Annotated in this window: 18 protein-coding genes; 4 read left to right on the forward strand and 14 right to left on the reverse strand. The window is 72.2% G+C overall.

Features of this window, described 5'->3' with window-relative positions; genetic code table 11:
• Nucleotides 1–11: 11 nt before the first annotated feature.
• From ACSYGN_RS15670 to ACSYGN_RS15685, 4 genes are all read right to left on the reverse strand, one after another.
• Nucleotides 12–1,001, reverse strand: a complete 990-nt coding sequence (locus tag ACSYGN_RS15670) for a malate dehydrogenase (RefSeq protein ID WP_460396025.1) — start codon at nucleotides 999–1,001, stop codon at nucleotides 12–14.
• Nucleotides 1,002–1,545: 544 nt separating this feature from the next.
• A complete protein-coding gene (locus tag ACSYGN_RS15675; RefSeq protein WP_460396027.1) occupies nucleotides 1,546–2,886 on the reverse strand; it encodes a helix-turn-helix domain-containing protein in 1,341 nt (446 codons plus the stop codon).
• A 385-nt stretch (nucleotides 2,887–3,271) separates the two neighbouring features.
• Nucleotides 3,272–3,916, reverse strand: a complete 645-nt coding sequence (locus ACSYGN_RS15680) for a DUF3017 domain-containing protein (protein ID WP_460396029.1) — start codon at nucleotides 3,914–3,916, stop codon at nucleotides 3,272–3,274.
• Between the two features lie 67 nt (nucleotides 3,917–3,983).
• A complete protein-coding gene (locus ACSYGN_RS15685) occupies nucleotides 3,984–4,838 on the reverse strand; it encodes a bifunctional methylenetetrahydrofolate dehydrogenase/methenyltetrahydrofolate cyclohydrolase (RefSeq protein WP_460396031.1) in 855 nt (284 codons plus the stop codon).
• A 263-nt stretch (nucleotides 4,839–5,101) separates the two neighbouring features.
• Here ACSYGN_RS15685 and ACSYGN_RS15690 point away from each other — a divergent pair, with 263 nt between their 5' ends.
• Nucleotides 5,102–5,731: a hypothetical protein gene (locus ACSYGN_RS15690; RefSeq protein ID WP_460396032.1), complete on the forward strand. Its 630-nt coding sequence runs from the start codon at nucleotides 5,102–5,104 to the stop codon at nucleotides 5,729–5,731.
• 139 nt (nucleotides 5,732–5,870) lie between these two features.
• Here ACSYGN_RS15690 and purH read toward each other — a convergent pair whose 3' ends face one another.
• Together purH and purN are read right to left on the reverse strand one after the other, a co-directional pair.
• Nucleotides 5,871–7,463, reverse strand: a complete 1,593-nt coding sequence (purH, locus tag ACSYGN_RS15695) for a bifunctional phosphoribosylaminoimidazolecarboxamide formyltransferase/IMP cyclohydrolase (RefSeq protein ID WP_460396034.1) — start codon at nucleotides 7,461–7,463, stop codon at nucleotides 5,871–5,873.
• Nucleotides 7,460–8,089, reverse strand: a complete 630-nt coding sequence (gene purN, locus ACSYGN_RS15700) for a phosphoribosylglycinamide formyltransferase (protein WP_460396036.1) — start codon at nucleotides 8,087–8,089, stop codon at nucleotides 7,460–7,462. The genes purH and purN overlap by 4 nt, the downstream gene beginning before the upstream one ends.
• A gap of 278 nt (nucleotides 8,090–8,367) precedes the next feature.
• On the opposite strand from purN, the gene ACSYGN_RS15705 reads away from it, so the two are divergent.
• The gene (locus ACSYGN_RS15705) at nucleotides 8,368–9,231 is read left to right on the forward strand and encodes a hypothetical protein (RefSeq protein ID WP_460396038.1); all 864 of its coding nucleotides are present in this window, start codon (nucleotides 8,368–8,370) and stop codon (nucleotides 9,229–9,231) included.
• 122 nt (nucleotides 9,232–9,353) lie between these two features.
• Here ACSYGN_RS15705 and ACSYGN_RS15710 read toward each other — a convergent pair whose 3' ends face one another.
• Complete coding sequence (locus ACSYGN_RS15710) at nucleotides 9,354–10,577, reverse strand: cell division protein PerM (RefSeq protein WP_460396040.1); 1,224 nt, start codon at nucleotides 10,575–10,577, stop codon at nucleotides 9,354–9,356.
• Here ACSYGN_RS15710 and ACSYGN_RS15715 point away from each other — a divergent pair.
• Entirely contained in the window at nucleotides 10,491–11,675 is a 1,185-nt protein-coding gene (locus tag ACSYGN_RS15715) for an RNA polymerase sigma factor (protein ID WP_460396042.1), read from the forward strand. The two genes, ACSYGN_RS15710 and ACSYGN_RS15715, sit on opposite strands and share 87 nt — an antisense overlap.
• A gap of 158 nt (nucleotides 11,676–11,833) precedes the next feature.
• Here ACSYGN_RS15715 and sucD read toward each other — a convergent pair whose 3' ends face one another.
• The 7 genes from sucD to ACSYGN_RS15750 all read right to left on the reverse strand — a co-directional run bounded on the left by sucD (nucleotide 11,834) and on the right by ACSYGN_RS15750 (nucleotide 21,316).
• Entirely contained in the window at nucleotides 11,834–12,718 is an 885-nt protein-coding gene (sucD, locus tag ACSYGN_RS15720; RefSeq protein WP_460396044.1) for a succinate--CoA ligase subunit alpha, read from the reverse strand.
• Between the two features lie 28 nt (nucleotides 12,719–12,746).
• Nucleotides 12,747–13,928, reverse strand: a complete 1,182-nt coding sequence (gene sucC / locus ACSYGN_RS15725) for an ADP-forming succinate--CoA ligase subunit beta (RefSeq protein ID WP_460396046.1) — start codon at nucleotides 13,926–13,928, stop codon at nucleotides 12,747–12,749.
• A 463-nt stretch (nucleotides 13,929–14,391) separates the two neighbouring features.
• Nucleotides 14,392–14,697, reverse strand: coding sequence for a hypothetical protein (locus ACSYGN_RS15730; RefSeq protein WP_460396048.1), 306 nt, complete (start codon nucleotides 14,695–14,697; stop codon nucleotides 14,392–14,394).
• 285 nt (nucleotides 14,698–14,982) lie between these two features.
• Nucleotides 14,983–15,966, reverse strand: coding sequence for a hypothetical protein (locus ACSYGN_RS15735; protein ID WP_460396050.1), 984 nt, complete (start codon nucleotides 15,964–15,966; stop codon nucleotides 14,983–14,985).
• Nucleotides 15,967–16,225: 259 nt separating this feature from the next.
• Complete coding sequence (locus ACSYGN_RS15740) at nucleotides 16,226–17,395, reverse strand: VWA domain-containing protein (protein WP_460396052.1); 1,170 nt, start codon at nucleotides 17,393–17,395, stop codon at nucleotides 16,226–16,228.
• Nucleotides 17,392–19,947: a DUF5682 family protein gene (locus ACSYGN_RS15745; protein ID WP_460396054.1), complete on the reverse strand. Its 2,556-nt coding sequence runs from the start codon at nucleotides 19,945–19,947 to the stop codon at nucleotides 17,392–17,394. Before ACSYGN_RS15745 ends, ACSYGN_RS15740 begins: the two co-directional genes overlap by 4 nt.
• Before the next feature lie 238 nt (nucleotides 19,948–20,185).
• Nucleotides 20,186–21,316, reverse strand: a complete 1,131-nt coding sequence (locus ACSYGN_RS15750; protein WP_460396056.1) for an ATP-binding protein — start codon at nucleotides 21,314–21,316, stop codon at nucleotides 20,186–20,188.
• A gap of 133 nt (nucleotides 21,317–21,449) precedes the next feature.
• Between ACSYGN_RS15750 and ACSYGN_RS15755 the strand changes: the two genes are divergently transcribed.
• Entirely contained in the window at nucleotides 21,450–22,805 is a 1,356-nt protein-coding gene (locus ACSYGN_RS15755; RefSeq protein ID WP_460396058.1) for an SWIM zinc finger family protein, read from the forward strand.
• Nucleotides 22,806–22,911: the final 106 nt, after the last annotated feature.

Consider the following 22,911-nt stretch of genomic DNA (forward strand, 5'->3'; position numbering starts at 1 on the left):
AGCGGAAACGATCAGATCAGGCCCAGGGCGCGTACCGCCTCGCGCTCCTCGGCGAGTTCCTGGACGGAGGCGTCGATACGGGTGCGGGAGAAGTCGTTGATGTCCAGGCCCTGGACGATCTCGTACGTGCCGTCCTTGCAGACGACCGGGAAGGAGGAGATCAGGCCCTCCGGGACGCCGTAGGAGCCGTCGGACGGGATGCCCATGGAGGTCCAGTCGCCCTCGGCGGTGCCGTTGACCCAGGTGTGGACGTGGTCGATGGCCGCGTTGGCGGCGGAGGCGGCCGAGGAGGCGCCGCGGGCCTCGATGATGGCGGCGCCGCGCTTGGCGACGGTCGGGATGAAGTCCTCGGCGAGCCACTTCTCGTCGGCCACGACCTCGGCGGCGTTCTTGCCCGCGACGGTGGCGTGGAAGATGTCGGGGTACTGGGTGGCGGAGTGGTTGCCCCAGATGGTGAGCCGCTTGATGTCGGCGACCGTGGTGCCGCTCTTCTTGGCGAGCTGGGTGAGCGCGCGGTTGTGGTCGAGGCGGGTCATCGCCGTGAACCGGTCGGCCGGTACGTCGGGCGCGGCGGCCTGGGCGATGAGCGCGTTGGTGTTGGCGGGGTTGCCGACGACGAGGACCCTGATGTCGTCCGCGGCGTGGGCGTTGATGGCCGCGCCCTGCGGCTTGAAGATACCGCCGTTGGCCTCCAGGAGGTCACCGCGCTCCATGCCCTTGGAGCGGGGGCGGGCGCCGACGAGGAGGGCGACGTTGGTGCCTTCGAAGGCGACGTTCGCGTCGTCCGAGATGTCGATGCCCTGGAGGAGCGGGAACGCGCAGTCGTCGAGCTCCATGGCGGTGCCCTCGGCGGCCTTGAGCGCCGGGGTGATCTCCAGCAGACGCAGCTTGACCGGCACGTCCGCGCCGAGCAACTGGCCGGAGGCGATGCGGAAGAGCAGGGCGTAACCGATCTGGCCGGCCGCGCCGGTCACGGTGACGTTCACGGGAGTGCGGGTCATGGCGTTCTCCGTATGACAGCTGGCGGTGGGGCGTCCCTGCCCCGGGGGTACGGGATCCCCCGCGCCGGTCCGGACCGGTACCGGCTGGCGACCGGTGCCGGCCCGTGGCCGGTGCCGCCGCGATGAGCGATCACGGCACAGATGATCGATATCTTGGCGTCAAGAGAGATCCGGCCGCCAGGCTATCGCGCGTCCCCTCACCACCGGACGCCCGGGCCCGTGTGGCCCGTCCCACATAACCGCAAGGTCCTGTCGTGTCCTGTCGTGGTCCTGCCGTGGCGAGGCGGGCGGAAACGGTGACGACAGTACCTCGGCGGCCGCCCGTCCGGGAGAGAGGGGAAGGGCGGCCGCCTGGCGGGGGGTACCGGATCACCGGACTCCCGTGGGGGATACCGGGCGCGTGCCCGCCGTCGCCGGCTTCATGCCGGTACGGGAAGGGAACTTTCCACGGCTGCCCACGACTGGCCACGACTGCCCGCGGCTGGAGGCGGCTGCCCGCGGCGGCTGCCCGCGGCTGGAGGCGACGCAGGGTGACCGTCGTAGCTCAGGGCGTGCAGCCCTGCTCGCCCGATGCCAGGGTCACGCAGGCCTTTGTCCCGCTGCCGTTCTTCACGGCCACCATCGGGGTGTACGCGATGGTGTCACCGGGCGTGGTGATGGAGTCCGACACCGTCTTCGTGCCCGCGGTCAGGGTGACCTTCTCGCCCTGTGCCGCCGAGGTGATACGGCCCCACGCGGCACGGCACACCGAGCTGTAGCGGACCTCGACGAGCGTCGTGCCGACGGTCGCGCTCTTCACGGTGGTCACCGTGGTGGTGTCCTTGGCGCAGCCCATGGCCTCCGCGTCCTTGCCGGTGCACCCGGAGCCGACGCACTTCACGCCGGGCGGGATCTTCTGTGCGGCGGTGGCCGAGGGCTTGTTCTTGGTGTGCGCGGCCTCGGCGTTCCCTCCGTCGTCGCGGGTGAGGAAGAGCGCCACCGCGACCACGACCAGTACGGCGACCATGCCCGCGAGGAACATCACCAGCCGCCGCCTGCCCGCCGGTCCGCCCAGGCCACCGGCACCTCCCGCCGCTCCGGCGTCTCCGGCCACGCCGGTTCCGCCGGTCATGCCGGTCGGCCGCGGTGTGCGGGTCCGCGGTGGTTCGGTGTGCGGGCCGTTCGGGGCTACGGCGTCCGGGACCGCCGGGGCGAGCCTCGTGACGTCGGCCGCGGTGGCCGCCGTACTCCCCGCCGTACTCCCCTCGGCGCGGCCCCCGGCGGGCGAGGGTCCTCGGTATCCGGCCAGGCCCCATGAATTGGGGGTGGCGTCTTCTCGGGGCGCGGTGGCCGGGTCAGGCGGCGGCAGGGTCGGTGCGACTCCGGCCGGTCCGGCGACGCCGGGCGCGGCGGGGGCCGTCGCACCGCCGGCGGCACGGGCCGCCCTCGCGGCCTTGGCTGCCGTGACGGCCTTGACCGGCTTGGCGGGCTTATCGGTCTTGATGGTCTTGACGGCCTTGACCGGCTTCGTGCCGTCGTCCCGGTTCCCCGCGGACTGCGGTGTTCCGGTTCCCTCCTGCGCGGCGCGCTCCGTGGAGATCCGTATCGCCTCCATGGTCATGTCGCGGCGCAGCTCGGACCGGCTCCAGGCCCGCTCGGCGAGTTCCCACAGGGTCGTCAGATGGCCGGGACTGGTCCCGGTGACCTCGGCCAGCGCGACGACCGCACCCTTGGGTGCGAGGAGCCGGCCGTTGAGGTAACGCTCCCAGGACGTCCTGCTGTAGCCCGTGCGGTCGGCCAGCGCCGCGATCCCGAGACCGCTACGGTCCACGAGCCGCCGCAGTTGCTCCGCGAACTCCCTGACCTGCGGATCGAGTTCGTCCGGCAAGGCCCTCCAACGAGGCATTCGTTCCCCCCTCTTCCCCCGGTACGTACTGTTTCCCGCCGCGCTTCCGACGCGCCTCCCCCGCGCGTGTGCCCCCTTTTGACGGGTACCCGGGGGCGGCTACCCGCAAGGATGCGTCCTTCGAGGATCGCAGTTCCTGGAGCAGGGACACACGGGGCCTTCCGGGCCATGCCCACGCGCCGTCGCGCACCCCCGCCGCCTCGGAACCCGCCGGTCAGACCGCGAATGCGTAGCGGAACGGTCACTTCCGTGCCACAGCGCACCGACAGACGTTGAACAGGCTGACGGCGGTGCAGAAGAGTGGGGTGCGACGGCGGGCCGTCCTTCCCGGGGGAGGGGACGGCCCGCCGTCACCGCGATCGACGCGGTCACATCGTCCGATTCCTCAGTGGAGCGTGAAGTGCAGCGTGTCCTTGAGGAACGGGATCTCCAGCCAAGGATGCGGCTGGGCCATCAGCGCCAGCAGCACTATCGCTCCGCCGAGCACGCCGTAGGTCACGATGTCCGTGAACCGCGAGCGCACGGCGACCATGCCGACGCCGGGGAGCACCCAGCGCAGCACGGCACCGGCGAGCAGCGCGGCGCCGATCAGGAGGATGCCGGCCCGGGTCAGGTCGAGCGCGGTGACGAACAGCCCCAGGGCGGCGATCCCGAGCACGGTGAGGATGGGCCACTGGCGGGCGGGTGCGGGTGCGTCACCGGGCGCGGCCCGTCCGCCGCCCTCGGGACGGGCGGTGTCCCTGGTGAGGCGGGGGAAACGGCGGCTTCGCGTTACCACTTGGGGTTCGGCGGTGTCGGCGGCGCCGTTGGCATCGGGGGTGGGTGCCTCCGGCTCGGTGCGTGCGTCTTCGTCTGCCGGTTCGATGTGGCTGGTCGCGCAGTTCCCCGCGCCCCTCGGGTCGGCTGATGCGCCCTTGGCCACGGATGCGCCGTTGGCTGCGGAGGCGCCCTTGGCCACGGATACGCCGTTGGCTGGGGAAGCGGCCTTGGCCGCAGAGGCGGCGTTGGCTGCGGAAGCGCTGGTGCTCACAGAGGTGCCGTTGGTCGCGGAAGTGGCCTTCGCCGGCGCGGACGTGCTCTGTGGCTTGTTCTGTGCGTCAGGCGACACCGCGCTCCGCCGCCTCCACCACGTTGACGAGCAGCTGGGCGCGGGTCATCGGGCCCACGCCGCCCGGGTTCGGGGAGATCCAGGCCGCGACCTCGGCGACCCCGGGGTGCACATCGCCCACGATCTTGCCCTCGGCACTGCGGGAGACACCGACGTCGAGAACGGCGGCGCCCGGCTTGACATCCTCGGGGCGGATCAGATGGGCGGAACCGGCGGCGGCGATGATGACGTCGGCACGTTTGAGATGCGCGGACAGATCGCGGGTGCCGGTGTGGCACTGCGTCACCGTGGCGTTCTCGCTGCGCCGGGTCAGCAGCAGCGGCATCGGACGGCCGATGGTGATGCCGCGGCCGACGACCACGACCTCGGCGCCCTTGAGCTCCACGCCATAGCGGCGCAGCAGGGTGAGGACGCCGTTGGGGGTGCAGGGCAGCGGGGCGGGTTCGTTGAGGACGAGGCGGCCGAGGTTCATCGGGTGCAGGCCGTCGGCGTCCTTGCCGGGGTCCATCAGTTCGAGGATGCGGTTCTCGTCGATGCCCCTGGGCAGCGGCAGCTGGACGATGTAACCGGTGCACGCCGGGTCCTCGTTCAGCTCGCGCACGACCGCCTCGATCTCCTCCTGGGTGGCGGTCGCGGGCAGTTCGCGCTGGATGGAGGCGATGCCGACCTGGGCGCAGTCGCGGTGTTTGCCGGCCACGTACTTCTGGCTGCCGGGGTCGTCCCCGACGAGGATCGTGCCGAGGCCGGGCGTGACGCCCTTCTCCTTCAGCACCGCGACCCGGGCGGCAAGGTCGGTCTTGATCGCGGCGGCGGTAGCCTTGCCATCGAGAATCTGGGCGGTCATGGTCCCATCCTCGCGGATGAGGGGCTCCCGGTTCCAATCGGTGTGCGACCGGAACGGCCACCGCATGCCATCTCTTGATCAAATGATGTTGCACTTGCACAACGCACAGCGAATGCGGCTGGACAAGTAAGACCCTCCTAAAGAACGATGAACGGGCAGTGTCGCGGGCAGTACCGGGGGGACAAGACCGCATATGTAGAAATCTCCTCCGCGTCATGTCGCGCGTCGTCCCCGCACTCGGACACAACGGAGGAAAGAGCGCCATGAGCTTCGGCGATCCGAACAACCCCTACGGCCCGCCGCCTCAGCAGCCGCCGGCGCAGCCGAACTACGGCTACCCGCAGACCCCGCCGCCGCCAGGCATCCCTCCCCAGGGCTACGGCTACCCCCAGCCGCCCGCGTACTCCGCCTACCCCGGCGCCACGATGATGCCGCAGACCATGCCAGGCCTGTTGATGACCGCACGTGTCTTCCTCTACATCGTGTCGGCCGTGCAGATCCTCATCGGCATCTTCGCCATCTTCGGCGCGGCGACGCTCAACGACGCGTCCAACGCGGGCGAGGACAGCTTCGGCAGCAATGGCTTCTCCGACGTCGGTCATGCCGGAGCAGGCGTCATCCTCGTCATCGCGATCCTGTTCCTCGGCTTCGCCGCGCTGTCCATCACGCTGGGCGTCAAGTTCAGCAACGGCGGCCAGGGCATCCGCATCACCACGATGGTCTACGGCATCCTCGGCGCCCTCGTCGGCGTGCTGATGCTCTTCGGCGCCGCCGAGTCCGGTTCTTCCGTAGCTCTGATCTGGGCACTGATGTGGATAGGCTTCGGCGGCGTGATGGCGGCCGCCATGATCGTCCCGTCGGGCACCGCCTGGTTCAACCGCCCGCGTTACTGAACCGGTAAGCACCGCCTCTTCCCTGGGCCGCCTCTTCCCTGGGCCGTGTCCCCCCATAGGGGTGGCACGGCCCAGGTGTGTTCAGGCAACACCTGCCGCGTTCCGGAGAACCGGACGTGGTCCGCTTCCCCGGAAACACTCAGTGGAAGAAGTGCCGCGTCCCCGTCAGATACATGGTGATCCCCGCCTTCCGCGCGGCCTCCACGACGGCCTCGTCGCGGACCGAACCGCCCGGCTGCGCCACGGCCTTGACGCCGGCCTCGATCAGGATCTCCAGCCCGTCCGGGAAGGGGAAGAACGCGTCGGACGCCGCGTAGGAGCCCTGGGCCCGCTCGGCGCCCGCCCGCTCGACGGCCAGCTTCGCGGAGTCGACCCGGTTGACCTGGCCCATGCCGACGCCGACGGAGGCGCCGTCCTTGGCGAGCAGGATGGCGTTGGACTTGACGGCCCGGCAGGCCCGCCAGGCGAAGGCCAGCTCGGCGAGCTCCGCCCCGGACAGAGCCTCGCCGGTCGCGAGCGTCCAGTTGGCGGGGTCGTCGCCGTCGGCCTGGAGGCGGTCGGCGACCTGGAGCAGCGCGCCGCCGTCGATCGGCCTGACCTCGACCGGCGCGGAGGGGCCGTGCGGGGTCCGCAGCACACGGACGTTCTTCTTCTTGGTGAGCGCTTCGAGGGCGCCGTCCTCGTAGCCGGGCGCGACGACGACCTCGGTGAAGATCTCGGCGACCTGCTCGGCCATCTCCTTGCTGACGGGCCGGTTGACGGCGATGACGCCGCCGTAGGCCGACAGCGGGTCGCAGGCGTGCGCCTTACGGTGCGCCTCGGCGACGTCCGAACCGGTCGCGATGCCGCACGGGTTGGCGTGCTTGATGATCGCGACGGTCGGCTCGTCGTGGTCGTACGCGGCCCGGAGCGCGGCGTCCGTGTCCGTGTAGTTGTTGTACGACATCTCCTTGCCGTGCAGCTGCTCCGCCTCGGCGAGGCCGCCGGTGCCGGAGGTGTAGAGGGCGGCGGGCTGGTGCGGGTTCTCGCCGTAGCGCAGGATGTGCGCGCGTTCCCAGGTGGCGCCGAGGAAGTCGGGGAAGGTCCCCGCGGCGAAGCCGCTGTCGGCCGCAGCGTCGACGGGGGCGTACTCGTCGGCGAACCAGGAGGCCACGGCGACGTCGTAGGCGGCGGTGTGCTTGAACGCCTCGGCGGCGAGCCGCTTGCGGGTGGCCAGGTCGAAACCGCCGTCCTGGACCGCGGCGAGCACGTCGGCGTAGCGGGCGGGGCTGGTGACGACGGCGACGGAGGGGTGGTTCTTGGCGGCGGCGCGCACCATGGACGGGCCGCCGATGTCGATCTGCTCGACGCACTCGTCGGCGGTGGCGCCGGAGGCGACGGTCTCGCGGAACGGGTAGAGGTTCACGACGACCAGGTCGAAGGGGGCCACGCCCAGCTCGTCGAGCTGGCGGCGGTGGCTGTCGAGCCGCAGGTCGGCGAGGATCCCGGCGTGCACCTTCGGGTGCAGGGTCTTGACGCGGCCGTCCAGGCACTCGGGGAAGCCGGTGAGCTCCTCGACCTTGGTGACGGGAACTCCGGCGGCGGCGATACGGGAGGCGGTGGAACCGGTGGAGACGAGTTCGACACCGGCCGCGTGCAGTCCGCGCGCGAGGTCCTCGAGGCCCGTCTTGTCGTAGACGCTGACGAGCGCCCGTCGGATGGCCCGCTTGTTGCTCTCCGCGGTGACGGTCACTGGATGACTACCTTTCGTCCCTCGATGCGATAGCCGTTACGGGCGATGCGCCCCACGACCTCGACGAGCAGCCTTCGCTCGACTTCCTTGATGCGCTCGTGCAGAGCGCTCTCGTCGTCCTCGTCCCGGATCTCGACCACGCCCTGGGCGATGATCGGGCCGGTGTCGACGCCGTCGTCGACGAAGTGGACGGTGCAACCGGTGACCCGGGCGCCGTACGCGAGTGCGTCCCGCACGCCGTGGGCTCCGGGAAAACTGGGCAGCAGGGCGGGGTGGGTGTTGACGAACCGCCCGCCGAAGCGCGCGAGGAACTCCTTCCCCACGATCTTCATGAACCCGGCGGACACCACGAGGTCGGGCCGGTGGGCGGCGACGGCGTCGGTGAGCGCCGCGTCCCACTCCTCCCGGGTCGGGTAGTCCTTCACTCTCCGCACGAAGGTGGGCAGCCCGGCGCGCTCGGCGCGCGCGAGGCCCTCGATACCGGCGCGGTCGGCGCCCACGGCCACGATCTCGGCGCCGTAGGCCTCGGTGCCGAGTTCGGCGATCGCGTCGAGGAGCGCCTGGAGGTTGGTGCCGGATCCGGAGACCAGCACGACGAGGCGCTTGGCCACGGGCTTGGCGGCCACGGTGGGGCCCTTTCTCGGGAGAGCGTTTGTATGGTCGTACGAATGCTTCGCGCCCCCGGATACGGGGAAGTGTACGAAGCGGACGGCCGCCAGCAACGATACCGGCACACAGGACGGCCCCCGCCTGACGGGGGCGTGGCCGGAAGGTAGCGTCTGGGAGGGAGCCGGTTCGGGAACGCGGCCCGTGCGAGGCGCGTTCACGAAGTGAGAGCTCAATCGGCTCGCTCAGACATTCGTCGGCAGACTTTTGTCGCCACAAGGGGAAGACGCTCACTTTGATGCCGGACCGCAGCCTGCGACTCCTCCCGCTCCCGCCGCAGACACCGTCGCTGGGAGGGCGGCGGGGCCCTGCGCTGCGCGGCCGCGCGCTGCTGCGGGAGCGCCCGGCATCACCGCCGGACGCACCGCCCACGGGCGGGGGCAGCGGCGCGGGCGGCGACAGCGGGAACGGTGACGGCCGCAAGGACGCGGACGACAACCCCTTCGCCCCGCCGCCGGAGGGCACCCCGGACCGCCCGTGGCAGCCCCGCCGCCCGGCGAAGGGCGGGCACGGCAAGGACGACGACTCCTCCGACTCCCACGGCGGCTCCGACGGCGGCGGCTACACCCCGTGGGGCAGCCAGTGGAGCGACCGTCAGCCGGGCCGCTCGGCCGGAGGCGGTTTCGGCGAACGCCCGGGCAGCCCGAGCGGGAAGGGCGGCCCCGAGGGCCAGGGCGGACCGTCCGGCCCGGGTATGCGCTGGGACCCCACGGACCCGGTGCAGCGCCGGGCGCGCTACTCACTGCTGGGCGGGATGTGGGCGTTCTTCTTCATCCTGTTCGGCTGGCCGTACATGGCCCTGCTGCTGGGCGCGCTGGCCCTCTACTGGGGCATCAGCAGCCTGCGCGGCAAGCCCCGCCGAGCCACCGACCCGAACACCCCGCCGCCCCCGGACACCGGCCGCTCCCAGACGACGGCCGCGATCAGCGGCCTGGTCACGGCAACCCTGGCCCTCTCCCTGGTGGCCGCCACCTTCACGGCCCAGTTGGTCTACCGCGACTACTACACCTGCACCAGCGACGCCCTGACCCACCAGGCCAAACAGTCCTGCACCCACCTCCTCCCGAAGGAACTGAGGGGCCTACTGGGCAACAACGCCTGACGGCCCCGCTAGCCCCTCCGGCGTTTGAGGAGCGGGGGTACGGGGGCAGAGCCCCCGTGACGGGACGGGAAGGGGCGGCGGGGGCGAAAAACCCACACCCCACCCCGGGGCACCCACGCGATTCACGGCACCTCGTGGGCCGACCCATCACTCACGGCCACAGCTTGCCGCCGCTGATCCCACAGCATCAGGGCCAGGCCCATTGGTACTCCCAAAGCCGTCATCCAGGTCAGGGCCGCCGCCCCTGTCATCCACCACGCCGGCCCAAACTCGGCGAGGGCCGCAAGGCCGAGGGAGCCACCCGAAACCGCGGCCAGGAAGGCCACTGCGACCGCGCACAGCAAACCCGCCGTGGCGCTCGTACCCACCATCCGGATCACCGGCCAGCGCACCGCCACCCCCCGCGCATCCGAAGCCACAACCCACGCAACCACCCCCGCCGCCCCCACCGGCACAACCCCCACCCCCCAGTTCAGCAAAGTGCCGCCCCCGGCCCCCGGCACCGCCGCCAGCAGCGGAAACGAGGGCAGCACGACCGCCGGGGCGGACATCACCGGCCCCACCGAGTGGCCGACGCCCAGCGCGAAGCCCGGCCCCAGGGCATACGCCGCGCCCCACACCGCCGCATTCGGCAGCAGCGCCACACACAGCACCACCACCGCGAACCGCCCCGACACCCCTCCCGTCAGCCGCGCAAGCGACTCGTGCGCCGCCCCCGCATGCCAGAGCAGCGACACCGCGAACAGCAGCGCCCCACCGGCGACCAGTACCACCGTCCCGGCCGCCGCCGCCCGCACCGCCGTACCCAGGCGCACCACCGCGTCCGGGCCCAGCAGCAGAGGCCGCAGCCACGTGGGCAGCAGCGGTACGAGCGCGGCACGCACAGGCGCCGGCGGTCTGCCGTACGCCGTCCACACCCCCACTCCCGCCGCCGTCCCCGCGAGCAGCGGCAGGCACAGCACCGTCCAGGCCCACGCGGGGCGCAGGGTGCCGCCCGAGGCGTAGAGCGCCGCCGCCGTACCGACGGTCAGATAGCCGAGCATCACTCCGCCCCATGCGCTCCGTCCGGAGCCGGGAAGCGGCCGGGCACCCTCACCGGCCTGCACTTGCGACTCCTGCGTCGACTCCTGCGTCGCCTCCACCGCGTCCCGTGCCGCCCGGTACGCCAGCCACACCGGCAGCGCGAGCAGCAGCAGCGGGGTCACCCCCATCGGCGCGGGCGTGCCGGTGAGCGTGTCGGTGCGGATCAGTTCCGCCCCGTGCGCGAGGAGCCACAGCGCCGCGGCGATGTGCAGCGCGCCGCCGGGGCCGCTGTCGGGGTAGGGCGAGGTGATCCAGAGCACCATGACGAGCACCGCGGACCAGCAGAGCCCGAGGCCCGCCGCGACCACCCCGCCCAGGACACCGGCGGCCAGTCCGGGCGGTCGGTCACGGCGGCCCTCGCTGCGGGGGCGCGGAAGCGGCGGGCGGCGGGCGGGCGTCTGCGTCACGAGCGCCATGCTCCCAACGGCACACTCTTTTCCGTCGCAACAGGCGAACCTTCGCAGTGTCGCCCAAAATACGCTTATGTGCTTTTTCCTGTGGAGGGGTGCCCTGTGACACAAGGTCAGCACACGCCCGACCTGACACCCGCTCAGGCGTTCGACGCCCTCTACGCCTTCTGCGCCCCCGCCCTCGTACGCCAGTCCTATCTGCTCACCGGCCGCCGCGATCTGGCCCGCGAGTCCGTCGAGCGCGCTTTCCAACTCGCCTGGGAACGCTGGCCGGAGGTGGCCCGCGACCGGGACCCGGCGGGCTGGGTACGCGCGGCCGCGCACGATTACGCCCTCTCCCCCTGGCACCGCATGCGCCGCCGCCACCGCCTCCCCGAACCGCCCCTCCCCCCGGGCACCCCCGCCGCACCGGCCCCTTCCCCGGCCGACCGTGCCCTCATGGCCGTACTCCTCGAACTCCCGCCCCGGCACCGCCGCACGCTCCTCCTCTACGACGGTGTCGGCCTCGACCTCCCGGAGACGGCCGCGGAGACGGAGGCGAGCACCCCCGCGACGGCGCACCGGCTGATGCTCGCGCGCGAGACGGTCGCGGCACGCCTGCCGGAGCTGTCCGATCCCGCCGAGCTGCCCCACCGGCTGGCCCGGCTGGCCTCCTCGGAACGACTGGACCCCGGCCGCCCGCCGCATGTACGGACCGACGGTGAGCAGCGGGTACGGGTGCGGACGCGGGCGGCGTTCGCCCTCACCGTGGTGATCGCGGGCGCGACGGCCCTGACCCTGCACATCGCCCCGACCCGCTACGAGCCACCGGTACCGGCCGGAACGGCGGTCCGGGGCGTGCCGCCGAGGGTGGTGCTGGGACCGCTGTCGGGAGCGGAGCAGAAACTGCGCGCGAAGCTGCGCAAGGAGACGTCCCACGGCCCGGAACGCCTCGTACCGGAGACGCGCTGACGCGTACCCGGGACACACCGACGAGCTTCCGCCGCCGCGCGGGCGGGCATGCGGAAGGGCCCGCACCACCCACTCGGGGGTACGGGCCCTTCCGCGTACTGCCCGGAATCACCCGGCGAGCACCGCTCCGGGATCAGCCGACGAGCACTGCTCCCGGATCAGCCGGCGAGGAGCTCGCGCGCCAGCTTCGCCGTCTCGGTCGGCGTCTTGCCGACCTTCACGCCCGCGGCCTCCAGGGCCTCCTTCTTCGCCTGGGCGGTGCCCGACGAACCGGAGACGATGGCGCCCGCGTGGCCCATGGTCTTGCCCTCGGGGGCGGTGAAGCCCGCGACGTAGCCGACGACCGGCTTGGTCACGTTCTCCTTGATGAACGCCGCGGCCCGCTCCTCCGCGTCGCCGCCGATCTCACCGATCATGACGATCAGGTCGGTGTCGGGGTCGTCCTGGAAGGCGGCCAGGGCGTCGATGTGGGTGGTGCCGATGATCGGGTCGCCACCGATGCCGACGGCGGTCGAGAAGCCGATGTCCCGCAGCTCGTACATCATCTGGTACGTCAGCGTGCCGGACTTCGAGACCAGGCCGATACGGCCCGGCTTGGTGATGTCGCCCGGGATGATGCCGGCGTTGGACTGGCCCGGGGTGATGATGCCGGGGCAGTTGGGGCCGATGATGCGGGTCTTGTTGCCGTTCTTTCCTGCGTACGCCCAGAAGGCGGCCGAGTCGTGCACGGCGATGCCCTCGGTGATCACGACGGCGAGCGGGATCTCGGCGTCGATCGCCTCGTCGACCGCGTCCTTGGTGAACTTCTCCGGCACGAAGATGACGGAGACGTTGGCGCCGGTCTTCTCGATGGCCTCGGCGACGGTCCCGAACACGGGTACCTCGGTGCCGTCGAAGTCCACGGTCTGCCCCGCCTTGCGCGGGTTCACGCCGCCCACGATGTTGCTGCCGTCGCCCAGCATGAGCTTGGTGTGCTTCATGCCCGTGGCGCCGGTCATGCCCTGGACGATGACCTTGCTGTCCTTGTTGAGCCAGATAGCCATGGTGTGTCGGTGTCCTCGTCCTCGGTGCTTACTTGGCGGCTGCGGCCAGCTCGGCGGCCTTGTCGGCCGCGCCGTCCATGGTGTCGACGCGCTGGACCAGCGGGTGGTCGGCGTCGGTGAGGATCTTGCGACCCAGCTCGGCGTTGTTGCCGTCGAGACGGACGACGAGCGGCTTGGTGACCTCTTCGCCGCGCTCCTCCAGGAGCTTCAGCGCCTGCACGATGCCGTTGGCGACCTCGTCGCAGGCGGTGATCCCGCCGAACACGTTGACGAAGACGGACTTGACGTCCTCGTCGCCGAGGATGATCTCCAGACCGTTGGCCATCACCTGGGCGGAGGCACCGCCGCCGATGTCGAGGAAGTTGGCAGGCTTCACACCGCCGTGGGCCTCACCGGCGTACGCGACGACGTCCAGGGTCGACATGACCAGACCCGCGCCGTTGCCGATGATGCCGACCTCGCCGTCGAGCTTGACGTAGTTGAGGTTCTTCTCCTTGGCCGCCGCCTCCAGGGGGTTGGCGGCCGCCTTGTCGTGCAGCGCCTCGAAGTCGGGGTGACGGAACTCGGCGTTGTCGTCCAGCGACACCTTGCCGTCGAGGGCGAGGACGTCACCGGAGGCAACCTTGGCCAGCGGGTTGACCTCGACCAGGAGGGCGTCCTCCTCGATGAACGTCTGCCACAGCGTGACCAGCACGTTCACCACCTTGTCCGCGACCTCGGCCGGGAACTTCGCGGCCTCGACGATCTCACGGGCCTTGGCCTCGTCCACACCCTCGACCGCGTCGATCGGGGTCTTGGCGACGGCCTCGGGGCGGGTGGCCGCCACCTCCTCGATCTCCATACCGCCCTCGACGGAGGCGATGGAGAGGAAGGTGCGGTTGGCGCGGTCGAGGAGGAAGGAGACGTAGTACTCCTCGAGGATCTCCGGAGCGGTCTCGGCGATCATCACCTTGTGGACCGTGTGGCCCTTGATGTCCATGCCGAGGATGTCCGTCGCACGGGCGACGGCCTCGTCCGGAGTGGCGGCCAGCTTGACACCGCCGGCCTTTCCGCGACCACCGACCTTCACCTGAGCCTTGACGACCGACTTGCCGCCCAGCCGCTCGGTGATCTCGCGCGCCGCCTCAGGCGTGTCGATGACTTCACCGGCCAGCACCGGTACACCGTGCTTGGCGAAGAGGTCCCTCGCCTGGTACTCGAACAGGTCCACGCGCTTCCGTCCCTATCAGTGATCTCGTGGTTCGTTGGATGCGTGGGCGTGCCGCGAAGGGCAACGTGACGTCCACTATGTGTCACACAGGGTGCGCACACGGTGTCCGGGGGAGCGGCAGGTCCGCTTCGCAGGTTATCGCTGCCTTCCTGCTGCCCCTAAAAGGGGGGTCACACCCGTGCGGTGATGCCCGTCACACGGTGTCCCGCCCTCTGACACCGCGTGCCGCGGAGGTGAGACCTCACCGGGCTGGGGTTGGGCCCGGTGAGGTCCCTGACAGCCCCTGGGGGCCCTGGGTGGCCGATCCCCACCCCAATGGGGACCGGTCCCCCCGGTCCGCGAGGCCCCGGACGGGCGCACCGACGGCATTCGGGCGCCCGACTCCTTGTGCCCCGCGGAGTTCATTCCGAACAGGTCAGGATCCGAACGGCCGGGAACGTGATCCGACCGATCGGGATCGGACTCAGGCGTCAGTGGGCGGGGTGTACGGGGTGTACGGGGTGTACGGGGTGTACGGGGTGTACGGGGTGTATGCGGTGTACGTGATGTACGCGCTGCTCAGGTATTGCCTGTGCGCCGGACGCTGGACGGGGGCGGCTGCGAGGAACGTGCGTATGGCCGCTGTCGCTTCGGTGCGTGCGGCGAGGTCGGCGCAGAAGGCCCGCCCGGCCCTGGCACCCTGGATGGCCAGCGCTCCCCTGAGCCTCACGCGGGTCCTGGTGGTGGTCGCGGCGGTGGTCATGGGCGTACGTCGGATGTGCTTGTTCATGAGTGCGTCAGTTCCTTGTGTGCTGGAAGGTCGCGCCGTGTACGGACCTGATCGGGCCGGGACGGACCGGACCTGGCCTGGCCCTGACGGAACGGGATGCGCCGCGCCGGGACGAAGCCGACGGAGCGTGCGTCCAGCAGGCCGGGAGGCCGGATGCGCGACCGGGGGTCATGCCGTCCGGCGACCGAAGAGAAGAAGAGCGGGGCCGGACAGCTGGAACGGCCGGCCTGCCCGGTGGCGCGCGTCAGATACCCGCGCCCGCGGGAAAGATCCGGCCCGCTGTCGCTAGCCGGGGAAGACGGGGATGTCCCGGTGCCTGTCCCGGGTCCCTGGCGTGGCCGCACACGCGGTGGCACCGGCGACGAGCAGCACCGGCGCCCGGCGGACGGAGGTGACGGCGGCGTGCGCGTCGCAGTGCCGTGACGCGCCGTCGCCCGCGGCGGAGCGGTTGCCCACGGTGCCGTCCGGGTCCCCGGTCGGCGCCTGCCGGAGCGGGGCGTGACCGGCGCGGGGAGACGGTCCTACGGCCGCTCGCGCCACCCCGTTCGCGGGGGTCGCGTCGGCGGGGGTGTAGCTCGGGCCGTAGGTCTGCGGTGCGACGGTCTGCGCTGCGGCGACCGGTGCGCGCCTGCCGGCGGTCTGCCGGTCGTCGTCGCCGTGAGCGGCGGCGGTCTGCGCCGGTCGCCGGGACTCCTCGGTCCCGGCAACAGGCGCGGGTGAGGCCTGTCCCGGCTGCACAGGGAGCGCCGAGTCACCGGGAACCGTGGGCGAGGCGGGGACCGACGGCTCGTCCCCCGCACCGGGCAGGCCGGGCAGGCTTGGCAGCTCCGAGAGGATCGGCAGCTCCGGCAACGAGGGCAGCGACGGCAACGTCACCTTTCCCTCGCTCAGCCCGTCCGTCACCGTCTTCACCGTGTCCGCGACGGGCTGCACGACCTGGCTGACCGTGGCCTCCACCGACGGGACGACCTGTTCGGTGAGCGGCTTCGCCAACTCCCGTACCCCGTCCAGCGGAACCGGCAGAACGGACGACGTGTCCGGCGTTGCTGGAATGGACGACCTACCGGACGACGTGTCAGTTGCCGCGGCAGACGCGACGCGGGTCGCCGATGGCAAGGGCACCCCCTCCGCCGCCTGCGCCCGCCCTCCGTACAGGAACCCGAGGACGAACAACCCGCCCACCAGCAGGGAGACTTGCAGCAGGCGCCGCCCGGCCACCGTGCGCGCGAGACGCTGAACGGTGCTGGGAAAGGCTGCTGGCAAGGTCAAGACGGGGAAGATCCTCCCGTGCGACGGGCTACGGCGTAACGGCTGCTCACATGGCCCGGGGAGGCGGACCCCCGCGAACGGGCCGAGCCCGCCGATCCTCGCACGGGAGGCCCGAGGCCGCGCAACCCCCCTCTTACCGATGGGTAGTCATGTCCCGTTTTCCGATCCGCCCCAGGTCGACAAATCGTCGGCGCCAGCCGGTCGGCCGTCCGGCTCCGCGCGCCGGCCTCACCCCGCGCCGACCTCACCGGGCCTGGCCTCACCCGGCGTCGGGTATCGGCAGCGGCCGCTTCTCGATCGCCGCCGCCATCACCTCCGGGAACAGATCGGGTGTGCAGGCGAACGCCGGTGCCCCGAGCGCGGCGAGCGCGGCCGCGTGCTCCCGGTCGTAGGCGGGCGCGCCCTCGTCGGACAGCGCGAGCAGCGTCACGAACTGCACCCCCGACGCCTGCATCGCCGCGACCCGCTTGAGCATCTCGTTCCGTATGCCTCCCTCGTACAGGTCGCTGATCAGCACGACCACCGTCTCCGTGGGCCGGGTGATCTGCGACTGGCAGTAGGCGAGCGCCCGGTTGATGTCCGTACCGCCGCCGAGCTGGGTGCCGAAGAGCACGTCCACCGGGTCGTCGAGCTGATCGGTGAGGTCGACGACGGCCGTGTCGAAGACGACGAGCCGAGTGTCGATCGACCGCATCGACGCCAGCACCGCCCCGAACACCGAGGCGTAGACGACGGACGCCGCCATCGACCCGGACTGGTCGATACAGAGGACGACCTCCTTCTTCATCGACTGGGACGCCCGCCCGTACCCGATGAGCCGCTCCGGCACGATCGTCCGGTACTCCGGCAGATAGTGTTTGAGGTTGGCCGCGATCGTGCGGTTCCAGTCGATGTCGTGATGACGCGGCCGGTCGATGCGGGCGCTGCGGTCGAGGGCGCCGGTCAGGGTGGCCCGGGTGCGGGTGGCCAGCCGCTTCTCCAGGTCCTCGACGACCTTGCGCACGACAGCCCGCGCCGTCTCCTTCGTGGTCTCCGGCATCGCCTTGTTCAGCGAGAGCAGGGTGCCGACCAGATGGACGTCCGCCTCCACCGCCTCGAGCATCTCCGGCTCCAGCAGCAACGCGGAGAGCCCGAGCCGGTTGATGGCGTCGCGCTGCATGACCTGCACGACGGACGACGGGAAGTACGTCCGTATGTCCCCGAGCCAGCGCGCCACGGACGGCGCGGAAGCCCCGAGCCCCGCCGAACGGCCAGCAGCTTTACCCGTCTGCGGTTTGTCACCCCTTCCGTAGAGCGCGGCCAGTGCTCCGTCCATCGCGGCGTCCTGCCCGCTCAGCGCGCATCCGGTGCCGTCGGCCGTGCCACCGCCGAGCACCAGCCGCCAGCGCCTGAGCCGCTCCCGGCCCGGGTCCATGACCTCGGCGGTCATCCGCCCACCCCCACAGGATCGTTGTCATCGCCACCCACTCCGGCCACGCCACCCGCGCCCGCTGCTTCGTCCAGGCCGAGCAGCAGGCGCAGCACCGGCAGTACGGCGTCCGCGCGCCCGGTGTCGAGCACGGCAGCGAAGCCGGGGGTGCCGGACCCGGTGGCCGCCGTCGCGCTCTCCCGGCCACCCGACCCGCGCCGGACCAGCTCGCCGAGCGTGCGGCGCACCCCGGGCTCGTACGCCGAGAACGTGCGGCGCAGCAGCGGCAGTACGTCGGTGAAGGCGTCCGCCGGCACACCCATGAGCCATGTGTCCACCAGCGCGAGCAACCGCTCGTCGTGCACGAGCAGCAGTCCGCCGCCCGAGCCGCCGCCCACGAACCCTTCGATCCAGGCGGCCGCGTCGGCGGGCGGTGTGCCCGGTGACAGGACGAGCCCCATCAGCCTGGCTGCCTCGTCCTGCGCCAGCTCCCCTTCGTCCAGCAGGAGCCGCACGGCACGCCCGCGTATGACCCCGGGGACGCTGTCCCGTACGGACAGGGTGCGCAGGACCGCACGCCAGCGCGCCCGCAGATCGGCGTGACCCGGTGCCGGTGCGTCGCCCAGCAGGCCCACGGCGCTGTGCACCGCGTCGACATGGCGCCGCATCTCCTCGGCCGCCTCGGGGTCCAGAGCGGCGCACGCCGGGGGCAGACCGACGAAGATCCGCTCGGCGAGTCCCGCGGCGACCTCGGTCAGCGCTCTGGTGTCCGTGCCGCGTACGTCGCCGTAGCGCAGGGAGCGGACCAGGGCCGGAAGCGCCTGGGCGAGGTGGCCGACGTCCGAGTCGAGCGCCGCCCGGTCGGCGAGGACCTGCATCACGAGGGGCAGCGCGTCCGTCAGCTCGGCGAGCAGACAGCGTTCGGCGAGTCCGGTGACCTCGGCGAGGGCCTGTGCGCCGAGAGCGTCGGCCTCCGCCTTGGCGGTCGCGGCGGAGAGCACCGTGGTGCCCCACACCCCGGCCTCGGCGACCCGCACGGACAGCTCCGGCTCCCAGCGCAGCCGCCAGGTCTCCCGGAAGGTGCCCGTGCTGCCCCGCGAGCGTGCCGGGCTGCCCCAGTCGACGCCGAGCAGCCGCAGCCGGTGGAGCAGTCTGCTGCGCCCGGCGTCGGTGTCGCCCCGCAGGTCGAGTTCCAGTTCCCGCTCCAGTGCCTCCGGTTTGAGGCGCAGGCTGCGCTGGAGCCGGGTGAGGTCGCGCTGGAGCGGCACCGCGGGCGCCGAGTCGGGCACCTCGCCCAGCACGTCCCCGACCACCAGCCGGTCGTTGACGAGCGCCAGCGGCACGTCCGAGCCGTCGCACATCACGGCCCGTACCGCGTCGGTCGTCTCGCTCAGGCCGGGCAGCGGACGGCCGCGCATCGCGGCGAGCGTCTCGGCCAGCCGTACCGCCTCGATGACATGCGCCGACGACACGATGCGGTCCTCGTCGCGCAGCAGCCCCGCCACCTTGGTCAGCCACCGCTCGACGGGACGGTCGCGCACACCGAACAGATGCGCGTACCACCCCGGCGAGTCGATGCCCGCTCCGTAACCGCTGTACCGGGACAGCCTGCGGTGCGTCCACGGCACCCAGGTCATGTCCGTCTTGACCTTGGGCAGCCCCTTGAGCAGGGCGCGGTCGGCCGTGACCGCAACCTTGCGCCGCAGCGCGGGCACATGCCAGGCGCCGCACACCACGGCCACCGCGTCGTCCCCGAACTCACGCCGCGCCGCCCGCACCTGGAGCCGCATGTACGCCTCGCGCACCAGGTCGCGGGCGTGGCCGCCGTCCCCGTACACCTCGCGGAGCGCCTCCATGGCCTCCTCCAGCACGAGGAACGGCGCGAACGCGTCCCGCTCCGCCCCGCTCCCCCGGTGCTCGACGACGTCCTCCCACCACCGCTCGGGATCGTCGTAACCAGCGGTCTCGGCGAGCACGGCCAGCGGATCGACCCGTATGTCGGCTTCGCCCGCCCCGGGACCGGCGCCCTCGCCCTCGGGGGCTACGACACCCTCCGGGGCGGAGGGCCCGGCTGCGGTTCCCTCCCCCGGACGGGACGGACCGGGCACCGCACCCTCCCCCGGGACGGGCACCGTGCCCTCCCCCAGACCAGGCACCGCGCCCCCCTCCGGACCGGCAACCGGGGGCTCCCCCGCCCCCGGCGTGCCTCCCCCCGCCTCCCAGGCCAGCGTGTGCACCGCCGGGAGGTCGATGAAGCGGGCCGGGACGTCGTGCTCCACGGCCCAGCGCAGGGCGATCCACTCCGGTGAGAACTCGGCCAGCGGCCAGAACGCCGAGCGGCCGGGCTCGTCCACCGCGTGGGCGAGCAGGGCGACCGGCGGCCGCATCCCCTCCTCGCCCACCAGCGGGATCAGCGCGTCCGCCTCCGGCGGTCCCTCGATGAGTACGACCCGGGGCCGCCCGGCGTCCAGCGCGGCCCGCACCGCCCGCGCCGACCCCGGCCCGTGGTGCCGTACCCCGAGCAGCAGCGGCCCGCCGGCGGCACCGCCCCTGGTCCGCTCAGTGCCCGCCACACCGGCCCCCTCCGTGACCGGCCCGCCGCGAGGCGCCGACGCCCGCCTGCCGACGCGGCCAGCGAGTGTCGTCGTCCGCCGTACGGTTGCCGCCCATGAATCCCGCTCCCCGAACGATGATGTCCATGACTCCCCCAGTGATGTCAGTGATCTCAGTGATCTCAGTGATAACGAGCGGTGCCGGCAGTACCGGCGACAACAGAACTGCCGGCCGTACCGGCAGCACCCATGGCCGTGCTCACGCGCTCACCTCGCGGCAGGCGCGGTAGAAGTCCATCCACTCGTCCCGCTCACGGACGACGGTCTCCAGGTACTCCTGCCAGATGACCCGGTCGGCGGCCGGGTCGCGGACGACGGCGCCGAGGATGCCCGCGGCGACGTCGCTCGGCCGCAGCACCCCGTCGCCGAAGTGGGCGGCGAGGGCGAGACCGTTGGTGACGACAGAGATCGCCTCGGCCGTCGACAGCGTGCCGCTGGGCGACTTGAGCTTCGTCCGCCCGTCGGTGGTGATCCCGTCGCGCAGTTCACGGAAGACGGTGACGACACGGCGGATCTCGTCGACGCCGTCGGGTGCCGCGGGCAGGTCGAGCGACCGGCCGATCTGGTCGACACGGCGCGAGACGATGTCGACCTCGGCGTCGGCACTCTCCGGCAGCGGCAGCACCACCGTGTTGAATCGGCGGCGCAGCGCGCTGGACAGGTCGTTGACCCCGCGGTCGCGGTCGTTGGCCGTGGCGATCAGGTTGAAGCCGCGGACCGCCTGCACCTCCTGGCCCAGCTCCGGTATCGGCAGCGTCTTCTCCGACAGGATCGTGATCAACGTGTCCTGCACATCGGCCGGGATACGGGTCAGCTCCTCGACGCGGGCGGTCATGCCCTCCGCCATGGCCCGCATGACGGGGCTGGGCACGAGGGCGTCGCGGCTGGGGCCGTGGGCAAGCAGCTGCGCGTAGTTCCAGCCGTAGCGGATCGCCTCCTCCGGGGTGCCGGCGGTGCCCTGCACCAGCAGCGTCGAGTCCCCGCTGACGGCGGCGGCGAGGTGCTCGGACACCCAGGTCTTGGCGGTGCCGGGCACGCCGAGCAGCAGCAGGGCGCGATCGGTGGCGAGGGTGGTGACGGCGACCTCGACCAGGCGGCGCGGGCCCACATACTTCGGGGTGATCACCGTGCCGTCGGGCAGCGTGCCGCCGAGGAGGTAGGTCGCGACGGCCCACGGCGACAGCTTCCAGCGGGCCGGGCGCGGACGGTCGTCCTGCGCTGCCAGCGCGGCCAGTTCGGTGGCGAAGGCGTCCTCGGCGTGCGGTCGCAACGCCTCGGCCGGCTCTTCGGCCAGTGCTTGCACGGACGTCGGTTCTACGGACACAGACATGGCTGAGGCCCCCTCCAGCTCGGCCGGTTCGGATCTGGTGTCCACCGTGCACCACACCACTGACAATGCGTTCTGACCTGCGAAAATGCGCTCGCAGGGCCGATTGTCAGTGGTGGGATCTACCTTCGATGGCATGACTCAGCAGGGGGTGCGCTGGACGGCGGACCAGGTGCTGGCACTGGCACCTGACGCCGCCTCACGCAAAGCGGGAAGCAAACTCGGCGCGGCCGGACCGTGGTCGGCGGCCGGCAGCTCGGACGAGGGGACGGTGTGGGGGCTGTGCAAGGGCAGCGGCAGTAAGCCGTATCAGACGATCATCGACATCTCGGACGCGGCCGGGCCCGCGTACAAGTGCAGTTGCCCGAGCCGGAAGTTCCCGTGCAAGCACGCACTGGGGCTTCTGCTCCTGTGGGCGGGCGGGGACGCAGCGGTGCCGACGGCGCAGCCGCCGGACTGGACCGAGCAGTGGCTCGCGGGCCGCCGCAAGCGGGCGGAGGCCCAAACGGCGGGGGCGCCGGGCTCGTCCTCCTCCGGATCCGCCGATCCGGTGGCGGCGCGGCGCCGTGCCGAGCGTCGGGCCGAGCGGGTCACTGCGGGCGCGTCGGAACTGGAGCAGCGCCTCACGGACCTGCTGCGCGGCGGCCTGGCCACAGCGGAGCAGGCGGGCTACGGGATGTGGGAGGAGACCGCGGCCCGCATGGTCGACGCGCAGGCGCCCGGACTGGCGGCGCGGGTACGGGAGCTGGGGGCGATACCGGCGTCGGGCCCCGGCTGGCCGGTGCGGCTGCTGGAGGAATGCGCGCTGCTGCATCTGCTCGACCAGGGCTGGCTGCTCCGCGAGCGGCTTCCCGACGGCCTCGCCGCGACAGTCCGCTCCCGCGTCGGCCTGCCCGCGTCGGCGGACGGTCCGCCGGTGCACGACCGCTGGCTGGTCCTCGCCCAGTACGACACGGTGGACCCCAAACTGACGACGCGCCGGATATGGCTGCACGGCGCGGAGTCGGGCCGTACGGCACTGCTCCTGTCCTACGGTGCGGCGGGCCGGGCTCCCGAACTCGCCCTGCCGGTCGGGCTGGCCATGGAGGCGGCGGTGTCCTCGTACCCGGGCGCCGGACAGCTGCGGGCGGCACTGGGCGAGCGGTTCTCGGCACCTGCCCCGGCGGCGATCCGTCCGCCCGGGGTCACCACGGAGCGCGCGGCGGCGGCCTACGGCGAGGCGCTGCTGGCGGACCCCTGGCTGGATGCGGTCCCGGTGACACTGGACCGGGTCGTACCGGCCCAGGACGGCGACTCCTGGCAGCTGGCCGACGCGGACGGCGACTCGGCACTGCCGCTGAGCGCGACGGCCCGCAGCCGTCCGGGGCTGTGGCGGCTGGTGGCGCTCTCGGGCGGGTCCCCGGTCAAGGTCTTCGGCGAGCACGGCCACCGCGGCTTCACCCCGCTCACGGCCTGGCCCGAGGGCCCGGGCGAGGCGGTGGTCCTGTGCTGAGCAGCCTCGGGCTGAGCGGCCCTGGGGTGAGCGGCCTCGGGGTGAGCGGCCTCGGGGTGAGCGGCCCCGGGGTGAGTGCGGGCCGCCCGGCATCCGGCAGGGCACC

This window comes from Streptomyces sp. YIM S03343 (assembly GCF_054729195.1).